The organism is Streptomyces sp. NPDC093018 (genome assembly GCF_040684035.1).
GTDB classification, from domain to species: domain Bacteria; phylum Actinomycetota; class Actinomycetes; order Streptomycetales; family Streptomycetaceae; genus Streptomyces; species Streptomyces murinus.
In genome coordinates this window covers 18089-39992 of record NZ_JBFBFF010000006.1, presented here as the reverse complement: position 1 = coordinate 39992, position 21904 = coordinate 18089, and the positions used below count along the sequence as shown (strand labels likewise).

Here is a 21904-nt window from a genome sequence, read left to right as displayed (position 1 = left end):
CCCCGCGCGTCCCATGATCTTCGGGTGCATGGACTCCACGTGACCCGACGCGCGCCCGCCCCAAGGGTGTTGGCCCTGCTGGCGCTGGCCTGCGCGCTGACGGGCTGCCCGGTCGGCCGGGCGTCGGCCGACGCCTGCGCGTACGCCTCCACGGGGCCGGACGGCACGGTGGCGGTGGCCTCGGCGGGCGATGTCTCGGTCGTGGCCTCGGGGGGTGGCGGCTCGGCCTTCGCGGGTGGTGCCTGGGCCTTCGCGGGTGCCGACTCGGCCTCCGCCGACGGCCCGTCGGTTACGGCGGGCGGTGCCTCGGTCTTCACGGGGGACGCCTCGGTGACCCTCTCCGGCGGCCGGCACCACCGGCCCGTTCCCCCGTACCGCCACCACCGGCCGCCGCACCGGCACTGCCCACCGCCGCCGCCCCCGCCGACATGCCCGCCCACGCCGACCCCGACTCCGACCCCGACGCCGACTCCCACGCCGACCCCGACCCCCACGCCGCCGCCCGCGCCGAAGCCGACGCCCCGGCAGCCGCCCACGCCGAAGCCCGCGCCGCCCGTCCGGGCGCCCCGGCCTACCCCCACCCCGACTCCCCCGCCCGCGCCGAAGCCCGCAGCGGCCCCGAAGCCCGCGCCCAGGCCCGAACCCACGCCACGGCCTTCACTGACGCCGGTGAGTTTCCCGGCCTACCACCCGCATCCGGCCAACCGGCCCGCCCCGGGCCACACCGCGCCCGTCACCTACGTCCTGCTCATCGCCGTACCCGCGATCGTCGCCGTCGTGGCCCTGCGCCCGCGCTGACCCGTCGGGCAGTTCACCTCTGGAGGTATCCGTTGTCGGATTGGCTTGTTCTCGTCCTCGGGATGCTGGGCGCCTGTGTCGTGGTGGTCCTCGTGACCTTCGTACGGCACCGGCGGGCACCCGAGGACGAGGACCCCAATGAGACCCCGGACGTCATCGAGTACATGACGATGTGGATCGGCGTCGTGTACGCGATCGTCCTGGGTCTGGCCATCGCGGGCGTGTGGGAGGCGCGTGACTCCGCCCAGAACTATGTGCAGTCCGAGGCGCAGGCGCTGCACGAGATCTCGGAGCGGGTACGGGTGTATCCGCCTCAGACCCGAGACCTCATCCGGGCCGATGTCAACTCCTATGTCAGCTATGTCGTGCACTCCGAGTGGCCCACGATGGCCCGCCAGGAACGCATCACCGACCATGGGACCGCGCTGCTCCAGAAGGTCCGTGAGGACGTCACCGACTACCAGCCGAAGAACGACTTCGAGGCGCAGGCGTACCAGCCGCTGCTGGATCAGATGGCCGCCGCGGACCAGGCCCGCAACGCGCGGGGCGATTCGACGGGCGCCACCATGCCCTCGGTGGTGTGGTGGGGGCTGCTGACCGGGGCGGTGGTCACCGTCGGGATGGTATTCGCGCTCCAGATCCGGCGCACCAAGCGGGAGTTGCTCCTGGCCGGGCTGTTCTCCGCGACCATCGCCTTCATGCTGTTCCTGATCTGGGACCTGGACGCCCCCTACAGCCGGGGCATCGCGGTGACCGCCGAACCGTTCCTCAATCTGTTCCCGGGCATCAAGAGCTGACCGGACCGGACAGCCCGACGGCCGAAGTCCCGGACCGGCGGCCCGCGCACAGTGGCCGCCGGTCCGGGCGTTTCCCGGGTTCCCCCCCTCAGGCCCGCCGCTCGCCCCTGCGGCGCAGCCAGTAGGCCCCGCCGCCGATCAGGGCCACGCCGACCAGAGCGCCGCCGATGGCCATGTCCGTGATCGTCGCTCCGCTGGTGCTGCTGCCGCCGAGCCCGCCGTTGACCCCGCCGATCACCGTGAAGGCCCGGGGCCGGGTGATGGTGCGGCCGTCGCAGCGCACGGAGATGTCGTACCGGCCCGCGCGGGCGTTGCGGTTGACGTAGACGACTCCGCGCGAGGTGTCGTCCCGGAAGGGGGTCAGCGGGGCGGTGCGGAAGGCGCGGGAGGCCATCTCGCCGCCGCGCCGGCAGCCCTGCACGGTGACCGTCAGCCGGCCCCCGGCCGCGACCACGCTCGGCGAGACGACGATGTTGCGCAGTCCGTTGTCGCCGCCGGGCCCATTGCCGAAGTCACCGCCGAGGCCGCCCCCGCCGGGTCCGAAGTTGTCGCCCCGGCCATTTCCGAAGTCGTCGCCCCGGCCGTTGCTGCTGATACGGCCGTTGCCGCTGATGGTGCCGTTGAAGTGGCCCTCGAAACGGCCGTTCCCGTTGAAGCCGCCGTTGCCGTTGAAATTCCCGTTGCCGTTCCCGAAGTTGCCGTTCCCGTTGCCGAAGTTGCCGCCTCCGTTCCCGATCCCGTTGCCGTTGCCGAAGTTGCCGCCCCCGCCTCCGCCGCCCCCACCGCCGTTGCCGAAGTTCCCGCCTCCGCCACCCCCGCCTCCGCCACCGAGATTTCCGCCCCCGCCACCGATTCCGACATTGCCGTTCCCGAAGTTGCCGACACCGGTACCGGGACCGACGATGGTCCCCGAGCCGGTGCCCGTGCCTCCCGTGGTGCCGCCCCCGTTGCCCATGCCGTCCGCGACGGCCACGGGGGCGGCGAGCCCGAGCACGGCCACCGCGGTGCACGCGGCCGCCAGGGCGCGTTGGTTTCGCATGTGATCCTCCGCGGAAGGCACCCCGGGGCCCGTCCCCGGTCGATCGGCGAGAAAGCACCTCCCAGCAAAGACCCTCGGGCGCACGGAACACGCCCGCATGTCGAGAATGGTCCGTCCTGGTGATCCGACACACCGCACGACAACCTGACAATCGGATATAGCCGCAGGTCACGGACCGTCAGAAAATTCCTGGGAACGGCAACTCGGATGGCGCACCACACGGGTGACGGGCCACCCGTTCGCCACTCGGCCCGTCGCCGGGTGCCCGCGCGGGACTTAGCTTTTTCCCATGCGCAACGCAGGGGACGACCGACGCTTCGAGACGGGACGGCGCATGTCCGCGCCCCGGCTGTACCAGCCGGCCCGGCTCGCCGAGGAGGACGAGGACGACGCCGTACGGCGCCGGCGGCGCGCCCCGTGGGGTGTGATGGCGCTGCTGCTGCTCTCCGGTCTGGCACTCCTCCGCAACGGCTCGGGCGAGTTCGACGTCGGCCCGCCGCAGCCCGCCTCGGCGGCGGCCCCGGACACCCGCGCCCCGCAGAGCCCGGGGCCCACCGGACCCGTACCGCTGACGTTCTCCGCGGCGGACCGGGTGCGGATCCCGGCGATCCATGTGGACGCGCCGGTCACCCCCGTGGGCCTGGACCCGACCGGCGCGGTGAGCGCGCCGCCGCCCGAAGACCCCGATCTGGCGGGCTGGTTCACCGGCGCGGTCTCCCCCGGCGAGAAGGGCACCTCGGTCATCGTCGGCCATGTCGACAACCAGCAGGGCCCCGCCGTGTTCTACGGACTCGGGGCCCTGAAGAAGGGAAACCGCGTCGAGGTCCTGCGCAAGGACGGCAGGACGGCGGTGTTCGAGATCTACGGCGTGGAGGTCTTCTCCAAGGCCGGCTTCCCCGGCGACCGGGTGTACGGCTCGAAGGGCACCCCGGAGCTGCGGGTCATCACCTGCGGCGGCGGTTTCTCCAAGCAGAACGGCTACGACGGCAATGTCGTCGTCTTCGCCCGCCTGGTCGCGGTCGCCTGAACCACCGCGGCCCGGCGGGCGGTCGGGCGAGGTTCAGACGCGCCGGCTGGGCACCGTGAGGTGGTATCCGCTGTCGAGCAGATGGGGCAGCCACTCCTGGATGGCCTCCACGGTCTGCGAACGGTCGCCCCCGGCGTCGTGCGAGAGGATCACCACGCCCGGCGCGGCGCCGCTCTCCACCCGGTCGATGATGACGTCGGTGCCGGGCGTGTCCCAGTCGGTGGTGTCGATCGTCCAGGCCATCGGCTCCATGCCCATCTCGGCGCCGAGCTGGAAGGTGGCCTTGTTCCAGGCGCCGTAGGGGGCGCGGAACCATTGCGGGAGGTCGCCGTAGAACTTCTCGATGATGTGACTGGTGCGTTCCATCTCGGACTTGATCTCCGAGCGGTCGAGGGTGGTCAGCAGGGGATGCGTCCAGGTGTGGTTGCCCACGACATGGCCGTCCTCCGCCATCCGGGCCACCAGGTGCGGGTTGACCTCGACGCACTCGCCGCACAGGAAGAACATCGCCCGTACGTCGTGCTTGGCGAGGGTGTCCAGGATGTGCGGGGTGTAATCGGGATTGGGGCCGTCGTCGAAGGTGAGCATCATCTGCCGGCCGTGCTCGGGGATCCGGAAGATGGGTTCGGTGCGCACCTTCAGCTTGCGCGGCGCGGAGTGCGGCGGGGCGCCTCCGGTGAGCGGCTGGAGCCGGAAGGCGGAGGACTTCAGGGGGGCCTGGCGGGCCTGGGGGCCGGGGGCGGGCGCGGGGGCATGGGCGGCGATCCGGGCGCCCTCCTCGTCGCTGCCCGCCACGATGAGTCCGGCGGTGCCGGCCGCGCCCAGGGCGGCGGCACCGGCGAGGAGCATGCGACGGCGTGTGAACAACTGATCTTTCTGCATGACTCATCAGTCGCCCCACAAGGGGTCGCCGCACCGGAACGGCGCGGCGTGCGGGCGGTATTTCCACCCGGTCGGACCAGCGGGGGCGCCCCCATGGAACCTCCGGGGCAGCTCTGGGGGTCCCGGTCGGCGCGGACCTCGTCATGGCAACGGTCAGGGCGGCGAGCCGAGTTGGCGCCGCCGGGGGAACGGGCGGGCGCGGTGGTGCCGTGCCGCGGGGTCCAGGCGCGTCCGGGCGGCCGGGTGCGGCGGTGTCGCCGGCCCTCACCGGGATCACCGTGGCCCCCGAGCCGGAACCCGGGCTCAGCGGCGGCGCACCAGCGGGAACGGCAGGGTCTCCCGGATCGTGAGGCCGGTGAGGAACATGACGAGCCGGTCGACGCCGAGGCCGAGGCCGCCGGTCGGGGGCATCGCGTAGTCCAGGGCCTGGAGGAAGTCCTCGTCCAGTTCCATGGCCTCCGGGTCGCCGCCCGCAGCCCGCAGCGACTGCTCGGTGAGCCTGCGGCGCTGTTCGACGGGGTCGGTCAACTCGGAGTAGGCGGTGCCGAGTTCGGTGCCGAAGGCGACGAGGTCCCAGCGTTCGGCGAGCCGGGGGTCGGTGCGGTGCTGCCGGGTCAGCGGGGAGACGGCGGTCGGGAAGTCCTTGTAGAAGGTGGGCCGTTGGGTGCGCTCCTCGACCAGCCGCTCGTACATCTCCAGGACGACGTCGGCGGGTTGGTCGTCCGCCGTGTACGGCACCTTGGCGCGGTCGCACAGCCGGTGCAGCCGCAGCAGCTCGGTGCCGGGGCCGATCTCCTCGCCGAGGGCCTCGGACAGGGCGCCGTACACCGTCTTCACCGGCCAGGGCCCGGAGATGTCGTACTCCTCGGTGCCTCTGCGGGCGACCGGGGCGCCGTGGGCGGCGGTGGCGGCGCCCTGGATCAGCTCGCGGGCGAGGTCGAGCATCACGTCGTAGTCGGCGTACACCTGATACGCCTCCAGCATGGTGAACTCGGGGTTGTGCTTGGGTGACACGCCCTCGTTGCGGAAGGTGCGGCCGAGTTCGAAGACCTTCTCCAGGCCGCCGACGCACAGCCGTTTGAGGTACAGCTCGGGGGCGATGCGCAGATACAGGTCGAGGTCGTAGGCGTTGCTGTGGGTGGTGAAGGGGCGGGCGTTGGCGCCGCCGTGGATCTGCTGGAGGACCGGGGTCTCGACCTCGACGTAGCCGCGGCTCAGCAGTCCCTGGCGCAGGGCCCCCACGGCGGCGGAGCGGGCGCGGAGCACGGTGCGGGCGGCGGGCCGGGTGACCAGGTCGAGGTGGCGCAGCCGGACCCTCGCCTCGGGGTCGGTCAGGCCCCGGCGCTTGTCGGGCAGCGGGCGCAGACACTTGCCGGTGAGCTGCCAGTCGGCGGCGAAGACGGTGGGCTCGCCCCGGTCGCTGAGGCCGCTCGTCCCGGTGACGGTGATGTGGTCGCCGATGTCGGCGTCGGCGGTGAAGCGGCGCAGGGCGGCGCCGCTGCCCTCGCGGGTGAGGGCGATCTGGTGGTCGCCCGACCAGTCGCGGAGCACGGCGAAGACGATCCCGCCGAGGTCGCGGACCAGCATGATCCGCCCGGCGACGGTGACCCGCTCGCCGGGCGGGACGTCGGCGAGGGCGTGGGTCGGGGGGCGGACGCCCACGGGATAGGGGTCGGTGCCGTCGGCGCGCAGCCGGCCGAGCTTGCGGTGGCGGACGCGGACCTGGTCGGGCAGTCCCGCGTCCGGGGCGGCGGGCGCGGCGCCGGTGTCCGGGGCGGGCGCGGTGGTGAGCGGTGGGGCGAGGGGCGCGGGGGGCCGGTCGGCCACGCGGTGCCCCTTGCCCCACAGGGTGCGCAGGGACGGTACGGGGACGAAGCCCTCGGCGATGCCGGAGGCCAGGCCGATCCGGGCGAGGGAGGCGGTCTCGCCGTAGCAGATGAAGCGCGGGTACCACTCGGGGTGGTACTTGGCGTTGGAGCGGTACAGGGCCTCCAGCTGCCACCAGCGGGAGAAGAACAGCAGCAGGCGGCGCCAGAGCCGCAGGACGGGCCCGGCGCCGATCCGGGCGCCCTCCTCGAAGACCGAGCGGAACACGGCGAAGTTCAGGGAGATCCTGCGGATGCCCAGCTTCGGGGCGGCGGCGCACAGTTCGGTGACCATGAACTCCATCACGCCGTTGGGCGCGGCGCGGTCGCGGCGCATCAGGTCCAGGGAGACGCCGTCGGTGCCCCAGGGCACGAAGGAGAGCAGCGCGAGCAGCCGGCGGTCCTCGCCGCAGGCCTCCACGAGCAGGCAGTCGCCGTCGGCGGGATCGCCGAGCCGGTCCAGGGCCATGGAGAAGCCGCGCTCGGTCTCGGTGTCGCGCCAGGCGTCGGCCCGGTCGACGATCTCCTCCATCTCCCGTTCGCCGAGCGCGGCATGGCGGCGGACGCGGCAGGTGGCGCCGCTGCGGCGGACCCGGTGCACGGCCTGCCGGGTGACGCGCATGTCCCGGCCGTCCAGATCGAACCCGGCGACGTGCAGGATCGCCTCGTCGCCGAGCTGGAGGGCGCCGAGGCCCGCGCGGGCGTAGGCGCGGGCGCCGTCCTCGGAGGCGCCCATCACGGCGGGCACCCAGGCGTAGCGGCGGGCCAGGTCCAGCCAGGCGGCGATGGCGTGCGGCCAGGCCTCCGGGTCGCCGACCGGGTCACCGCTGGCCAGGCACACCCCGACCTCGACCCGGTAGGTGACGGCGGCCTTGCCGCTGGGCGAGAAGACGACGGCCTTGTCGCGGCGGGTGGCGAAGTAGCCGAGGGAGTCGCGGTCGCCGTAACGCGCGAGCAGGGCGCGGATGCGGGCCTCCTCGTCGCCGTGCAGGGCGGCCTCCAGGCGCTGTGAACGGAACAGCGCGGCGGCGGCGTTGAGCAGGGCGAGGGCGCCGAGCAGGCCGAGCACGAAGGTGACCTCGCGGGGCGGGTGCCCGGCGAAGGAGCTGCTGGAGACGAGGCCGCCGCAGACCCGGTCGGCGGCCCAGGCCAGATGCTCGTCGGCCGGAAGGGTGCCCGGGAACAGCAGGACCAGGCCCCAGCCGAGCAGGATCGCGACGGCGAGCCCGCCGAGCAGCACGGCGAGGGCGCGCCACACCGCGCCGCGGCGGGAGGCGGCGTAGAACTCGCCCCGGGCCGTCAGCAGCAGGGCCAGCAGCAGGCCGCACAGGATCAGGGAGGGCAGCGACTGGGCGTACAGGCCGAGGGCGAGGCCGAGCGCGTCGCTGAGGACGAGCAGGCCCAGATAGACGACGACCAGCCACCAGGCGACCTTCTTGCGGGCGGCGGTGGCCCCGGCCAGCAGGAACAGGAAGACCGCGTAGGCGAGGTTGGCGCTGATGGGGACCAGCAGCAGATCGATGCCCCGCACGAGCGGGCGCAGCACCCGGCGCAGGGGCTCCACCAGGGCGATCGCCGCGCACAGCAGCCCCAGCCCGGCGAACAGCCCCCCGAACGCCCCGGGCACCCGGCCGAGCCGCCCGCCGCCGGCCGGGGGCTCCTCCCCCGCGCCGTCCTTGCGCGCGGCGGGCTCCGCGGTGGCGGTCATGGTTCCGACTGTAGGGAGGGGGGCGGGGGATGCGCGCGTCGAGGCGTGATCTCGGTGCGCCCTGGCGGTCCACGGGAAGCAACGGTTCCGATAGCCTCGGGACGTGACGGAGCAGCACGAAGAGCATGCACAGCAGTTCGAGCGGGGCACGGACGGGCCGAAGGTGATCCTGGTCGGCGTGGACGGCTCCGAGTCCTCGATGCGCGCCGCCGCGTACGCGGGCGGTCTGGCCCGGCGGCAGCATGCGCTGCTCGCGGTGGTGTACGTGCAGCCGGTACTGGCCGCCGGGGCGGCGCTCGGGGCGCCGGTGCTGGAGACGACCGACGAGATCGCCGATGACCTGGTGGCGCAGATCCGGGACGCGGCCGAGCGGGTCCGCGGGATATTCGAGGTGCGCTGGGAGTTCCACACCTTCCGCGGCGACCCCTACGCCGGACTGGTGACGGCCGCCGAGGAGCTGAAGGCGGACGCGGTGGTGGTGGGCGCCTCGGAGCAGGCCGGGCACCGGATCATCGGGTCGGTGGCGGTGCGGCTGGTGAAGGCGGGACGGTGGCCGGTGACGGTCGTTCCGTAGCGGCCGGGCGCGGCCACAGCAGCAGCGGTGTGGCGAGCAGCAGCACCCCGGCGAGGCCGAGCGCGGTGCGCGCGCCGAGGAGGGCGGCGAGCAGCCCCCACAGCGCGGTGAGCGCGGCCGTGACCGCCTTGCCGGTGACCGACCAGGCGGCCAGGACACGGGCCACCCGGTCGTTCGGGGTCATCTCCAGGCGCTCGGTCGCGAGGAGCGGGTTGAAGATGCCGCAGCAGGTGATCAGTCCGGCCTCGACGACCATCACCGCCAGCAGTCCGCTCCAGCCGGGCCCGACGAAGGCGAGGCCGACCGGCCAGCAGGCGCGCAGGACGCCCGAGGCGCGCAGCACCCGCTGCCTGCCGTACCGGGCGGCGAGCGGGCGGGCCAGCCGGGAGCCGAGCAGTCCGCCGAGGCAGGGCACGGCGAAGGCGAGGCCGTACTGCCAGGGCGTGAAGCCGAGACGGCCGAGCAGGAGGACCGCGAGGATCGGCGAGCCGGCCATGATCAGCGCGTTGTTCAGCAGCACGTTGAAGAACAGCGGGCGCAGGGCGCGGCTGGTGAGCAGGTGCCGCCAGCCGTCGAGCAGTTCTCCGGCGCGGGGTGCGCCGGTGCGCTCGGGGACGGTCTCCTCGTGGCCGATGGCGCGGATGCCGAACGCGGAGAGCAGATAGCTGACGGCGTCCGCGGCGACCGTGGTCACCGGTCCGAGCAGGCCGACGAGGGCGCCGCCGACCGGGGGGCCGAGGACGCTGGCGGTCCAGGTGGTGGACTCGAATCTGCCGGCGGCTCTCAGCAGGCCGTCGGGCGGCACGAGCGCCTTGAGGTGGGCGCCGGAGGCGGCGGTGAAGGTGATGTCGGCGGCCGCGACGACCACGGAGACCACGAGGAGCTGCCCGAAGCCGAGCGCCCCGAGCGCGTAGGCGGCGGGCAGGGTGAGCAGCGCGGCCCCGCGCACCAGGTCCGCGGTGATCATCACCGGCCGTTTGCGGCGGAACTCGATCCAGGGCCCGAGCGGTACGGCGGCCACCGCGCCGACGGCCACGCCGATGGAGGCGAGCAGCGAGACCTGGGCGGCGCCCGCGTGCAGCACGATGACCGCGATCAGCGCCAGCGCGTCGAACGCGAGCCAGGTACCGAAGGTACTGACCGTGTACGCGGCCCACAGCCATCCGAACTGCCGACCCAGCTTCATCCACAACCTCCCGTTGACCCGGGACATGAAAACCACCAGGTGGGGTGCGTATCAAACAACCGGGACGACCACAGCCACAACCACAGGTTGTACAGCGAGGGACGGTGGCTACGATGACGGCGTGGATCTCAAGGCCGTACGCACCTTCGTCGCCGTGGCCGACACCGGGCAGTTCCAGGAGGCGTCGGCCGTCCTCGGCATCACCCAGCAGGCCGTCTCCAAGCGGATCGCGGCGCTGGAGAAGGAGCTGGCGGTACGGCTGTTCACGCGGACCGCGCGCGGCGCGCGGCCGACCATCGACGGGCAGGCGTTCCTGCCGCACGCCCGCGAGCTGCTGCTGGCCGAGGAGCGCGCCGCGGCCTCGGTGCGGCCGGGCCGGCGGGCGCTGCGCGTCGATGTGGTCGGGGCCCGGCTCGGCCCGGCGGGGCTGCTGCGCGACTTCCACCGGGCGCATCCGGAGACCGCCCTGGACGTGGTGACCCTGTTCGACGCGGACACGGCCGTCGCCGCCGTACGCGCGGGCACCATCGACGCGACCTTCCGCGCGGTGGGCACCCGGCTGCCCGCGGGGCTGCGGGCGGCCCGGGTCTTCGACGAGCCGGTGCAGCTGCTGACCGGCCCCCGGCATCCGCTCGCCGGGGCCCGCTCGGTGACCCCTGCGCAGCTGGCCGGGCACCGGATCTGGATGCCGGGCCTGGTGGCCGGCACCGAGTGGGCCGCCTACTACGCGGCGCTGGCCGCCGAGTTCGGGCTCACCATCGACTCGGTGGGCCCCGACTTCGGCTCGGAGGCGCTGCTCGACACGGTCGCGGACTCCGCGACGCTCGCCACCCTGGTCGCCGAGGGCATCCGGCTGGTGTGGCCGCAGGGGCACGATCTGCGGCGGATCCCGCTCAGCGACCCGACGCCGGTCTATCCGCACTCCCTGGTGTGGGACGCGGCGAACACGCATCCGGGGCTCGCCGCGCTGCGCGCCCATCTCGCCGAGCGGCCCCTCGCCCGCCCGTCCTCGCGTGCGTGGACCCCGGCCTGGGCCGTGCGTGGCGCCTTCCCTGCGCGCCGCCCCTGAGCCATCATGATCCGCCGTCAGCCGTTTGCCGTCGGCGAAGAGGTGAGGCGTATGGCAAGACTCCGCGCGGGTGAGGGCATTCTCCGCCGCAAACCCATCGAACACATCGAGGAGACGGAGGTCGGCGAGGGGCCCCGCCTTGAGCGGTCCCTCGGGCTGTGGCAGCTCACCGCGATCGGCGTCGGCGGCATCATCGGCGCCGGTATCTTCACCCTCGCCGGTACGGTCGCCAACGGCACGGCCGGGCCCGCGGTGCTGGTGTCCTTCCTGATCGCCGGCGCGGCGAGCGCGTGCGCGGCGCTGTCGTACGCCGAGTTCGCGGGGCTCATCCCGAAGGCGGGTTCGGCGTACACCTACGGCTACGCGGTGCTCGGCGAGTTCGCGGGCTGGTTCATCGGCTGGGACCTGCTGCTGGAGTACACGGCGATCGTGGCGGTGGTCGCGATCGGCATCTCCGGCTACTTCGGCTTCCTGGTCGAGCAGATGGGCGCGAAGCTGCCGCCCTGGATGATGGGCGCGCCCGGCACCGGCGCCGGGCACCGGGTGGACCTGTTCGCGGTGCTGCTCTGCCTGCTGATCGCCTGGCTGCTCACCCTCGGCATCCGCAGCGCGGCCCGCTTCGAGACGATCGTGGTCGGGGTGAAGGTGCTGGTGGTGCTGCTGGTCATCGGGGTCGGCATGTTCCATATCGACAGCGCGAACTACCACCCGTTCTTCCCCTACGGGATCAGCGGCGCGTTCACGGGCGCGGCGACGGTGTTCTTCGCGGTGTTCGGCTACGACGCGATGTCGACCGCCGCCGAGGAGTCCAAGGACGCGCAGCGGCACATGCCGAGGGCGATCATCTACTCGCTGGTGATCGCCATGGTGCTGTACGTGGCGGCCTGTCTGGTGCTGACCGGTATGCAGAACTACAAGGACATCGACAAGGAGAGCGGGTTCAGTACGGCCTTCAAGTCGGTCGGGCTCAACGCGCTCGCGGACGTGATCGCGGTGGGCGCCATCATCGGCATCCTCACGGTCATGTTCACGTTCATGCTGGGAGTGACCCGGGTCTGGTTCTCCATGTCCCGGGACGGGCTGCTGCCCCGCTGGTTCGCCAAGACGCACCCGACGCGGCATGTGCCGACCCGGGTGACCTGGATCGTCGGGGCGGCGTCCGCGCTGATCGCCGGGTTCCTGCCGATCGGGGAGGCGGCCGAGCTGACCAACATCGGCATCCTGCTGGCGTTCGTGGTGGTCTGCGTGGCGGTGATCGTGCTGCGCCGGCGGCGCCCGGACCTGCCGCGCGCCTTCCGTACGCCGGGGGTGCCGTTCGTGCCCGCGCTGGGTGTCGTCTTCTCGATCTGGCTGATCACGTTCCTGCAGTGGCAGACCTGGGTGCGGTTCGCGGTGTGGTTCGTGATCGGCTGCGTCGTCTACTTCACCTACTCCTACCGGCGTTCGGCGCTGGCCGAGCGAACCACCGACTGATCACTCCCCCATGACCAGGCCGTCCTGGGCGGCGCCCCGGCTGAGCACCACGTCCCGGATCCGGTCCCGGACCCCGGCGAGGTCGGCGCCGCCGGCGACGGCCCGGTCCACGTCGACCACGCGCCCGGCGTCGAGGTCGTACAGCTGCGGCACGAACTCGGCCCGCGTCACCCGCCAGCGCTCGCCGGTCCGCGCGGGCGGGGCGAAGGTGAAGCGGGCGAGGGTGGACTCGTTGCCGCGCGGGTCCCGGGAGCCGTCGCCGTCGTCCAGTTCGTCGGAGATCTGGTCGCCGAGCCCGTAGACCACCCAGGTGCCGTTGACCTTCTCGTACGGCTGCGGGACATGGGTGTGGGCGCCGAGGATCAGGTCGATGTCCGGGCGGTGTCCGTCGGCGGCCGCGGTCAGTTTGCGGGCGAGGGCGGCCTGGTCCTCGGTGGGGGCGTCGTCGGCGCCCGTGCCCCAGTGCAGACAGAGGACGACCACATCGGCGCCGGCCTTGCGGGCGGCGCGGGCGTCGGCGGTGATCCGGTCGGCGTCGATGGGACCGAGCGCCCAGGGCTGCCCGTCCGGCAGCGGCTGCTCGGTGTCGAAGGTGTACGACAGCTGCGCGACCGTGGCGGAACCGGCGCGGTAGCGGGCCGGGCGCCGGGACTCGTCCGCGCTGCGGGCGGTGCCGACGTGCTTGAGGCCCGCAGCGTCCAGGGTGTCGAGGGTCCCCCGGATGCCGTCGGCGCCGTTGTCCAGGGCGTGTTCGGAGGCGGTGGCGCAGCCGTCGTAGCCGGTCATGGCGAGGTCCTGGGCGAGCTGCGGCGGGGACAGCGGGGCCGCGCCCCCGGCGCCGTCCTCCAGGTGGCACAGCGCCAGATCGGCGCCGTGGACGAGGGGTTCGACGCCCGAGAGCATGGGCCGGAAGTCGTAGCCGCCGCCGGAGGCGTCGGAGGAGGCGCGTTCGAGGACGGCGGGGTGGGTGAGGATGTCGCCGGTGGCGACGAGGGTGAAGCCGCGGCCCCCGGGTGGCCCGGCGGCGCCGCTGCGGCCGGAGTCCTGGCGGACCTGCTGGGAGCAGGCGGCCGCCGCCGTGAGGACAACGGTCAGGGCCAGGGCCACCTGGTGTCTGCGTCCGATCATCGGCTCACCCCTCGGGATCTGCGTCAGCACGTCAGCACGGCTGTCGTATTTACCGACCTTGCCGTGACGGGCATATGGGTATGAAGCCGACTCTCCGTCCAAACGGGCCGGGTCCTCTCATTGACCCATCCGGTGCCTCCACAAGGGGCCGCCGGGTGGCTGTGAAGACTCTCACGCCGCGGCGCCGTGACGCGTTTGTGCTCGTGTACGCCCGCGGGGCCGGTGGGACGGAAGCGCCGCGCACCCTCGCCGTTCCGCCCGGTACCGTGATGAAACCGGGGGTCAGGTCAAACCTTGGCAAAGCGCCTTGCTGTGGGCCCCGTTGGGGCAATGGGCTGTCCTCATCCGCGTTCCGGGCGAGGGCGGGTCCCCGGGGATCGGGCGACCCGTACGCACCGGAGGAAGGGCAGGAAGGAAATGCCGCACACAGGTCACGAGAGCACCGACGGCGCGGACGGCGTCGGTGGTGAACTGGTCGTCCCCATGGCGTGGTTGTACGCCGAGTACATCGCCGACGAGCTGCTGCGCACCGGCGATCTGATGCCCCCGACGTCCTTCGAGTTCCGGGCGGGCCGGGACGCGCTGGCGCTGACCGTCTTCCTGTCCGACACCGAGGGGGAGCTGTCCGGCATCCGGGTCGTCTCCCAGCTGGAGAACTGGCTGTCGCTGACCGCCTGCGACCATCCGTGGCAGGACTGGGTCCGCACCCGGATGGCCGATCTGACCGCCCGCGCCGCCGGGTCCCCCTCGCCCGATCTGGCCCTCGCCCAGGACGCCTGGCGCTGGCTGGAGGAAACCGAACTCCTGGCCACCGACCTGGACGCGGTACCGGGCGCCGGCACCCCGGCCGACGAGGACGACGGCCCGAAGGTGTGGACCCCGGCCTGGCAACTGGGTCTGCCGCTGGGGCATTTGGCGATCCATCTGTTCTGAGGCCGGGGCCCGCTCGACCACTCCGGGGGCCACGCGGATTGGCGCTCGGTGGGGGCGGGTCCGACCGGCCCGAGGGCGGGTCCTCGCCGGGTGCGCGGGCAGCCGATTGCGGGCCCCGGAGGCGGGCGCCTCGGCCGTGGTCGCCTGCCTCGGGGGGCCACGACGACCGTCGGGAGCGGGCCTGGCGCCGCCGTTCGCCTCACCGGGCCGCGGCCGCGAGCGCCGCGGAGACAGGAGGCGAGGCCCGGCCCGTGTCGCGGGGCCCATCGGTGTCGTCGTCTGTCACGTGTCACGCCGCCGGTTCGGCCCGAGGGCACCCGCGCGCCCCTGGGCCACCGCCCGGCCCCTCACTTCAGCAGGCGGGACATTCTTCGGTCCGCCAGGGGTTTGCCGCCCGTCTGGCAGGTGGGGCAGTACTGGAGGGAGGAGTCGCTGAAGGAGACCTCGCGGATGGTGTCGCCGCAGACCGGGCAGGGTTCGCCGGTGCGGCCATGGACGCGCAGGCCGCTCTTCTTCTCGGACTTCAGGCGGCCCGCGGCCACGCCCCGGGAGCGTGCGACCGCCTCGGTCAGCGTGCCGCGCAGCGCCTCGTAGAGGTGGTGGGTCTCCTCCGGGGTGAGGGAGGCGGCGAGTTTGAAGGGGGACATCTTCGCGGCGTGCAGGATCTCGTCGCTGTACGCGTTGCCGACCCCCGCGATCAGCGACTGGTCCCGCAGGGCCCCCTTGAGCTGCCGTCGCTCGCCCGCGAGGAGGGCCGCGAAGCGGGGCTCGTCGAAGTCGGCGGCCAGTGGGTCGGGACCGAGGCGGGCGATCCCCGGCACCTGCGCCGGATCGCGGACCACGTACACCGCGAGGCGCTTTTGCGTGCCCGCCTCGGTGAGGTCGAAGCCCTCGCCGGTCTCCAGCGCCACCCGCAGCGCGAGCGGGCCCTTGCCCGGCTTGGGCGGTCCGTCCGGCAGCCGGTCCCGCCACTGGAGCCAGCCGGCGCGGGCCAGATGCGTCACCAGGTGCAGCCCGCTGTCCGCCGCGAGGTCCAGGAACTTGCCGTGCCGGCGCACCTCGGTCACCCGGGCGCCCTCAAGGGCGGTGACGGGAGGGTCGTACGTCTTCAGCACACTGACGGCGACCGGCAGCACCCGCGCCACCCGGGAGCCGACCAGGTGCTCGGTGAGGAAATCCGTCAGCGCTTCCACCTCGGGCAGTTCCGGCATACGTCCAGAGTGCCACCCGGCACCGACAACACCCCCCGGCCCACCCGGTCGGCCCGCACTCCGTCGGCCGTCACCCGTTCAGCCGTCGCCCAGCCGGAACTCGCACCACACCGCCTTGCCGCTGCCCCGCGCCTCCACGCCCCAGTCGTCGGCCAGCATCTCCACCAGCAGCAGCCCCCGCCCGGACACGCCCTCCTCGCCCGCGTCCCGGCGCCGGGGCAGGGCGCTGGAGGAGTCCTCCACCTCGATCCGCAGCCGGTGCCCGGCGCCGACGAGGGACCGCAGGGTGACGATCGCCGCGCCCTCGGTGTGCACCAGGACATTGGTCATCAGCTCGTCCGCGGCCAGCTCGATCTCGTCCGCCCGCTCACCCGCGCCCCACGCCCGCACCGCCGATCCGATCATGTGCCGGGCCTGGGTGAGGGCCTCCGGATCGCCGGGCGCCACATGCTGCTGGAGCCGGCCGCAGGACCGCGCGGTCTCCGGCTCCCGGCGGCGCAGCAGAAGCAGGGCCACGTCGTCCTCGCCGCCGCGCTCCTCGGCCAGCCGGATCAGCCCGTCGGCGAGGTCGTCGACGTCCTCGGGCCCGGCGCAGACCTGCTCCGCGAGCCCCCGCATGCCGTCGTCCAGGTCGGCGCCGGGCTGTTCGACCAGCCCGTCGGTGCACAGCAACAGGGTCTCGCCCGGGTCGAGTTCGAGGGTGGAGACGGGATACTCCAGACCGCCGAACTCCGCCGAGAGGCCGAGCGGCAGTCCGCCCTCCACCTGGACCCGCCGGCATCCGTCGGGCCCGCGCGTCAGCGGGTCGATGTGGCCGGCGCGCACCATCTGCACCACGCCCGTGGACAGGTCGGCCTCCGCGTACAGACAGGTGGCGAAGCGGTCGGTGTCCAGTTCGTGCAGGAAGACGGAGGCGCGGGCCATCACGGCGGCCGGGGTGTGCCCCTCGGCGGCGTAGGCGCGCAGCACGATCCGCAGCTGGCCCATCACGGCCGCCGCGTGGGTGTCATGGCCCTGGACGTCGCCGATGACCGCGCCGACCCGGCCGCCGGGCAGCGGGATCACGTCGTACCAGTCGCCGCCGATGTCCCGGCCGAGCGCGGCCGAACGGTAGCGCACGGCGATGTCGGCGCCCGGCACGTTCGGGATGGTGCGCGGCAGCATGGCCTGCTGGAGGCCCTGGGCCAGGTCCTTCTGCTGCTCGTAGAACATGGCCCGCTGAAGGCTCTGCGCGATGCTGCTGCCGAGCGCGACGAGGACGCCGCGCTCCTCGTCGGAGAAGCCGCGCCGGTCGCTGTAGAGCAGGCCCATCGCGCCGATCGGGCGGCCCTGGGCGATCAGTGGCAGATAGGCGGCCGAGGCGATGCCCAGATGGGTGATCTGCGGCCACAGGAGCGGGTACTCCTCGGCGAACTCCTCCGGCGTCTCGACGAACCGGGGGCTCAGGGTGCGTACGACCTCGCTCATGGGGTACGGCTCGTCGATCCGGTTCACCTGGCTGGCGGGTACGAAGCTGCCGGGCGGCGCCTCCGCGACGAGCCGGATCCGCCCGGCCTCCACCAGGGCCATCACAAAGCTGGCCGCGCCCAGGCGACGGATGCCGTGGGTGTCCTTGAGCACGTCGATGACGTCCTGCACGGTACGGGCGTGCGCGAGGGCCGCGGAGACGACCTGGACGATGTTGGTCTGCTGGCGGAAGGCCAGTTCCTGCGCCGCGCGCATGCTGCGGGAGGTGCTGTCGGCCAACTCCTCGGTGGCGTCCCGCACGATGCCGACGACCCGGCGGGGCCGCCCGGAGTCGTCGCGGCGGATGTAGCCCTGGGTGTGGGTCCAGCGCGGGGTGCCGTCGCGGCAGCGGATGCGGAAGTAGGCGCCGTAGTTCTCGCCGCCCTCCTTGATGACCTGGGCGATGAGGGCGTCGAGCCGGGCCGCCTCGGGCTGCGGCACCCGCAGGACCAGGGATCCGGGGCGTCCGTCGAACTCCTCGGGCAGCAGGTCGAAGACCTCGTGCGCCTCGGCGTCCATGTGGAACTGGCCCTTGTCCAGGTCCCAGTCGAAGGTGCCCATGTGGTTGAGCGCCAGAATCGGGTCCGGGTGGGCGGGCCAGTCCTCCGGGAGTGACAGGGCACTCGCTCCCCGATCAGCCATGGGGCCACCTTGCCAGGATTCGCCGGATTCTTCGACCGGTCCCGGGGCCACGGCCCGGCCCGCGGTCAGCCGCCGAGCGCGTCGGCGGCGCCGGGTCCGGGCTGGTCACCGGGAACCACCGTCGCGTCGGTGCCGCGGGGGTCGGGCATGGCGGGCGTGTCCGTGACGTTGGGCGGACCGATCTCGTCGGGGTCCTGGGGCGTGAGCGAATCACCGAAGGGGGCCGGGTCGTAGAGGGAGGTGCCGGGGGGAAAGGCGAGGGGGTCGAGGAGGGAGGGGGCGGCGGAGGGGGTGGAATCGGGGGCAGCCGGTGGGGCCGAGGGGGTCGCCGGGAGGGCAGGGGCGGGGAGTACGGCGCGTGCCTCGGCGGAGGTGGCGGGCGCGGGCGTGCCCCGGCCGGGGGCGTCGGCCATCGGGTTGCTCTGGGCGGTCGTGGCAGGGGGCCTGGACGTATCGGCCGTGCGGGTGCTGTGGCCGGTCGCGGCCGGCGCACTGGACGCGTCGGCCGTCCGAGCGCCGTGGCCGGTCGTATCCGAAGCGGCGGACGCACCGGCTGCCCGAGCCGCATCGCCGGTCGTGGCCGGAGCACCGGTCACGGCCGGAGTGCCGGACGCGTCGGGGGTCCGCGTCGCGTCTCCGGTCGTACCCGAAGTACCGGACGCGTCGGCTACCCGCGTCGCGTCACCGGCCGCGGCAGGAACGCTGGACGCGGCGGGGGCGCCGGTCGCGGCAGGGGCGCTGGACGCGGCGGCCGTCCGAGTACCGTGACCGGTCGCGGCCGGAGCACCGGACGCATCGGGCATCCGGGCCCCGTCGCCCGTCGTAGCCGGAACGCGGGACCCATCGGCCGTCCGTGTCCCGTCCCCGCCCGTGCCCGAAGTGCCGCGCGGGTCCGGCGCAGGAGTCACCCGCTCGTCCGCCGCGTGTGTGCCGTGTCCATCGGCGGAGGCAGTGCCGTGCGAACTGGTATCCGACTTCCCCTCGGCGGCGTGCGTCCGGGTGTTCGCCGTGCCTTCGGCGGTCTGCGTCCGGGAGTCCGTCGCCCCTCCGGGAGTCTGCGTCCCGGTGGCCGTCATGCCCTCGGTGCCATCGCCCCCGGTGCCCGTCGTCTCTCCGGGGGTGTGCGTCCCGGTGTCCACCCGCCCCTCGGGGGTGTGCCTGCCGGTGGCCGTCATGCCCTCGGTGCCATCGCCCCCGGTGTCCGTCCGCCCCTCGGCGCTGTGCGTTCCCGTGTTCGGCCTGCCGTCCCCCCGATTCACGGCCCGTGTGCTCCGCTCCCGCTCGCCTGTGCCGGTTCCGGCCGCCCGGGTACGGCGATCGTCCGCGCGCTCGCCACGGCCCTCACCCCTCCCCGGTGTCACCCGGCCGGTGTCGATCACCGCTCCCCCGATCTCGCCCGTCGCCGAGTTCGACTTGCTCTCCCGGGGGCTCGGTTGGCCGGTGTCCGGCCGGGACGGGTGGGGGAAGCCGGTCAGTCCCGGGTCCGGGGGCGCGGTGTCGGCGACGGCCGGCGGGGCCACGAGGTGGTCGTTGCGGACGTCGGGGCCGATCCGGCGCTCGATCCAGGTGTTCGTTCCCGCGTCCAGCAGCGTGAGGCTGCCGACGGCCTGGGGCGCCGGGGTCACCACGATGACCTGGTTCGGCCGGTAGCCCGACCAGGCGGTGCCGCGCGCGCCGACCCCGCCGCGGGCCTCCTCGGGCGGTCCCAGCGGGTTGCCGCAGGCGCAGCGCACCCGCGGCACGCCCCGGTTGTCGACCAGCACGGCGGTGCCGGCCTGGAGCACGGCCTGGTAACCGGCGGTCTGCCCGTCGCGGTAGCCGTGGTTGGTGACGCGGGTGTCCGCACGCAGCAGGACCGGGGTCAGGGCGCGCAGATAGCCGGGCAGATCCGTAGGGGAGACACCGGCCACATGGGCGAACGCGTCCCCCCGCGCGGGGTCCGCCGTCAGCCCGCCGACCTGCCGCTCGACATCGCAGCCGGCGACGCGGACGCTGCCGCTGTAGAGCCCCGGGGTGCCGCCGGACAGGGCACGGGCCGCCGCCAGCGGGGCGACGGCGAGACCGGCGGGCGGCGCGCTGACGTCGGCGGTGCGGCCGGTGCCGGCCGGCCGGGGCGTGCCGGTGCGGGCGGGGCCGGTCGCCATGGAGGCGGTGAAGGGGTTGGGCCCCCGCTCAGCGGCGGGCTGGAGGAAGACCTCCTCGCCCAGCTGGGCCTCCTTGACGGAGGCGCCCGCACACCCGGTGAGGAGCAGCCCCACCGACAGCAGCACGCAGGCCATGACCATGGATCCGGTGGGTATGCGCACCGTGCACTCCGCATCACTGTGGGTGAATTATCACTATTATTTGCTTTGCTCCCGTTTCACTGGCAACTCGGGGGGATCGGCACGAGGGAGGCGAGGCGGCCGTGGACTGGTTCACCGCACCCGACTACTGGCTGAGCCGACTGGTCCTCCAGCGGGCGCTCGCCGCCGTGTACCTCGTGGCGTTCCTGTCCGCCGCCCTCCAGTTCCGGGCGCTGCTGGGTGAACGCGGCATGCTGCCGATCCCGCACTATGTGGCGCGGATCCGGTTCCGGCGGGCGCCGAGCCTGTTCCATCTGCACTACTCGGACCGGTTCTTCGCGGCCACGGCATGGCTCGGGTGCGCGGTGTCGGTGGCGCTGCTCGCCGGGGCGGACGCGCTGCTGCCGCTGTGGGCGGCGATCGTGCTGTGGCTGGTGCCGTGGGCGCTGTATCTGTCGATCGTGAACGTGGGCCAGACCTGGTACGCGTTCGGCTGGGAGTCGCTGCTGCTGGAGACCGGATTTTTGGCCGCGTTCCTCGGCAACGACAAGGTGGCGCCGCCGGTGCCGGTGCTCTTCCTGCTCCGCTGGATCCTGTTCCGGGTGGAGTTCGGCGCCGGGCTGATCAAGCTGCGCGGCGACGCGTGCTGGCGCGAGCTGACCTGCCTCTACTACCACCATGAGACCCAGCCGATGCCGGGCCCGCTGAGCTGGTTCTTCCACCATCTGCCGAGGCCGCTGCACCGGGTGGAGGTCGCCGCGAACCATGTCACCCAACTCGTGGTGCCGTTCCTGCTGTTCACGCCCCAGCCGATCGCCTCGGCCGCCGCCGCGCTGATGATCGTGACCCAGCTGTGGCTGGTGCTCTCCGGCAACTTCTCCTGGCTGAACTGGATCACCGTCGTGCTGGCGGTCTCCGCGCTGCGGCTCCCGGCGACGGCGCCGTCCCTGCCGTCCGCGCCCCTCTGGTACGAGTTCGTGGTGCTGGCCCTCGCCGCGCTGCTGCTGTTCCTCAGCTACCACCCCGTGGTGAACATGGTCTCCCGGCGCCAGGTGATGAACCGCTCCTTCGACCCGCTCCATCTGGTCAACACCTACGGCGCGTTCGGCAGCGTCAGCCGGGTGCGCTACGAGGTGGTCGTGGAGGGCACCTTGGACGAGGTGGCCAGGGCGGACTCCGACTGGCGGGAGTACGAGTTCAAGGGCAAACCGGGCCGACCGCGCCACTGGCCACGCCAGTTCGCGCCGTACCATCTGCGCCTGGACTGGCTGATGTGGTTCGCCGCGCTGTCGCCCGCGTACGCCGGGGAGTGGTTCGGCGGACTGATGGAGCGCCTCCTGGAGAACGACCGCGCCACGCTGCGGCTGCTGCGCCGCTCCCCCTTCCCGCCGGACACCCCGCCGCGCTACGTCCGCGCCCGCCTCTTCCGCTACCGCTACACCTCCTGGCGGGAGTTGCGGGAGACGGGGGCGTGCTGGGACCGGACGTACGTGCGCGAGTACCTGCCGCCGACCCGGCTGGCGGGGGCGGCCTAGGGCCTCCCGTTTGGATCATGCCGGGCTCGCGGGCCCTGGCACCGCGCCTCGCGGCGTTGTCGTCGGTTGCCATGGCTCCGCCATGTCGCCCTCCTCCGCCTTGCGATGCACGGCACCAGACCCCGCTCCCTGACCCGACCTGATCCAAACGAAAGACCCTAGCGGCCGTAGCCCCGCTCACGCGCGGACACGGGGCACCGGTCCCGGTCGGGTACGGGCCGCAGCTGTACGACCCCGGCCCTGGCG

At 73.4% G+C, this 21904-nt stretch carries 16 protein-coding genes; 8 read left to right on the top strand and 8 right to left on the bottom strand.

Annotated features, from left to right (window positions below; all coding sequences use genetic code 11):
• Positions 1–39 precede the first annotated feature (39 nt).
• Positions 40–798 (top strand): hypothetical protein, encoded by a 759-nt coding sequence (locus AB0N90_RS16105; RefSeq protein WP_365196822.1) that lies wholly within the window; start codon positions 40–42, stop codon positions 796–798.
• 32 nt (positions 799–830) lie between these two features.
• Positions 831–1595: a hypothetical protein gene (locus AB0N90_RS16100; RefSeq protein ID WP_361673355.1), complete on the top strand. Its 765-nt coding sequence runs from the start codon at positions 831–833 to the stop codon at positions 1593–1595.
• An 88-nt stretch (positions 1596–1683) separates the two neighbouring features.
• Here AB0N90_RS16100 and AB0N90_RS16095 read toward each other — a convergent pair whose 3' ends face one another.
• Positions 1684–2634, bottom strand: a complete 951-nt coding sequence (locus tag AB0N90_RS16095) for a hypothetical protein (protein ID WP_365196819.1) — start codon at positions 2632–2634, stop codon at positions 1684–1686.
• A gap of 334 nt (positions 2635–2968) precedes the next feature.
• Here AB0N90_RS16095 and AB0N90_RS16090 point away from each other — a divergent pair, with 334 nt between their 5' ends.
• Positions 2969–3661 carry a class F sortase gene (locus tag AB0N90_RS16090; protein ID WP_361673729.1) on the top strand — a complete coding sequence of 231 codons (693 nt, stop codon included), beginning with the start codon at positions 2969–2971 and terminating at the stop codon, positions 3659–3661.
• A 33-nt stretch (positions 3662–3694) separates the two neighbouring features.
• On the opposite strand, the gene AB0N90_RS16085 is transcribed toward AB0N90_RS16090, so the two are convergent.
• Both AB0N90_RS16085 and lysX read right to left on the bottom strand, forming a co-directional pair.
• Positions 3695–4543 (bottom strand): polysaccharide deacetylase family protein, encoded by an 849-nt coding sequence (locus tag AB0N90_RS16085; protein WP_365196817.1) that lies wholly within the window; start codon positions 4541–4543, stop codon positions 3695–3697.
• Positions 4544–4846: 303 nt separating this feature from the next.
• Positions 4847–8116 (bottom strand): bifunctional lysylphosphatidylglycerol synthetase/lysine--tRNA ligase LysX, encoded by a 3270-nt coding sequence (lysX, locus tag AB0N90_RS16080; RefSeq protein WP_365196814.1) that lies wholly within the window; start codon positions 8114–8116, stop codon positions 4847–4849.
• A 103-nt stretch (positions 8117–8219) separates the two neighbouring features.
• Here lysX and AB0N90_RS16075 point away from each other — a divergent pair, with 103 nt between their 5' ends.
• Positions 8220–8690 carry a universal stress protein gene (locus AB0N90_RS16075; RefSeq protein WP_361673366.1) on the top strand — a complete coding sequence of 157 codons (471 nt, stop codon included), beginning with the start codon at positions 8220–8222 and terminating at the stop codon, positions 8688–8690.
• Here the strand turns inward: AB0N90_RS16075 and AB0N90_RS16070 are convergent.
• Complete coding sequence (locus AB0N90_RS16070; protein ID WP_365196811.1) at positions 8626–9876, bottom strand: MFS transporter; 1251 nt, start codon at positions 9874–9876, stop codon at positions 8626–8628. The two genes, AB0N90_RS16075 and AB0N90_RS16070, sit on opposite strands and share 65 nt — an antisense overlap.
• A 121-nt stretch (positions 9877–9997) precedes the next feature.
• On the opposite strand from AB0N90_RS16070, the gene AB0N90_RS16065 reads away from it, so the two are divergent.
• Positions 9998–10945, top strand: a complete 948-nt coding sequence (locus AB0N90_RS16065; RefSeq protein WP_365196809.1) for a LysR family transcriptional regulator — start codon at positions 9998–10000, stop codon at positions 10943–10945.
• A gap of 51 nt (positions 10946–10996) precedes the next feature.
• The gene (locus tag AB0N90_RS16060; protein ID WP_365196806.1) at positions 10997–12418 is read left to right on the top strand and encodes an amino acid permease; all 1422 of its coding nucleotides are present in this window, start codon (positions 10997–10999) and stop codon (positions 12416–12418) included.
• Here AB0N90_RS16060 and AB0N90_RS16055 read toward each other — a convergent pair whose 3' ends face one another.
• Positions 12419–13546: a CapA family protein gene (locus AB0N90_RS16055; RefSeq protein ID WP_365196804.1), complete on the bottom strand. Its 1128-nt coding sequence runs from the start codon at positions 13544–13546 to the stop codon at positions 12419–12421.
• 417 nt (positions 13547–13963) lie between these two features.
• Here AB0N90_RS16055 and AB0N90_RS16050 point away from each other — a divergent pair, with 417 nt between their 5' ends.
• Complete coding sequence (locus AB0N90_RS16050; RefSeq protein ID WP_161219936.1) at positions 13964–14479, top strand: hypothetical protein; 516 nt, start codon at positions 13964–13966, stop codon at positions 14477–14479.
• 347 nt (positions 14480–14826) lie between these two features.
• Here AB0N90_RS16050 and AB0N90_RS16045 read toward each other — a convergent pair whose 3' ends face one another.
• The 3 genes from AB0N90_RS16045 to AB0N90_RS16035 form a co-directional block, all read right to left on the bottom strand.
• On the bottom strand, positions 14827–15690 hold the full coding sequence (locus AB0N90_RS16045) for a DNA-formamidopyrimidine glycosylase family protein (protein WP_365196801.1): 864 nt from the start codon (positions 15688–15690) through the stop codon (positions 14827–14829).
• 78 nt (positions 15691–15768) lie between these two features.
• A complete protein-coding gene (locus AB0N90_RS16040; RefSeq protein WP_365196798.1) occupies positions 15769–17838 on the bottom strand; it encodes a SpoIIE family protein phosphatase in 2070 nt (689 codons plus the stop codon).
• Positions 17839–17903: 65 nt separating this feature from the next.
• Positions 17904–20144 (bottom strand): DUF6777 domain-containing protein, encoded by a 2241-nt coding sequence (locus AB0N90_RS16035; RefSeq protein ID WP_365196795.1) that lies wholly within the window; start codon positions 20142–20144, stop codon positions 17904–17906.
• 101 nt (positions 20145–20245) lie between these two features.
• On the opposite strand from AB0N90_RS16035, the gene AB0N90_RS16030 reads away from it, so the two are divergent.
• Positions 20246–21658: a lipase maturation factor family protein gene (locus tag AB0N90_RS16030; RefSeq protein WP_365196793.1), complete on the top strand. Its 1413-nt coding sequence runs from the start codon at positions 20246–20248 to the stop codon at positions 21656–21658.
• Positions 21659–21904 lie beyond the last annotated feature (246 nt).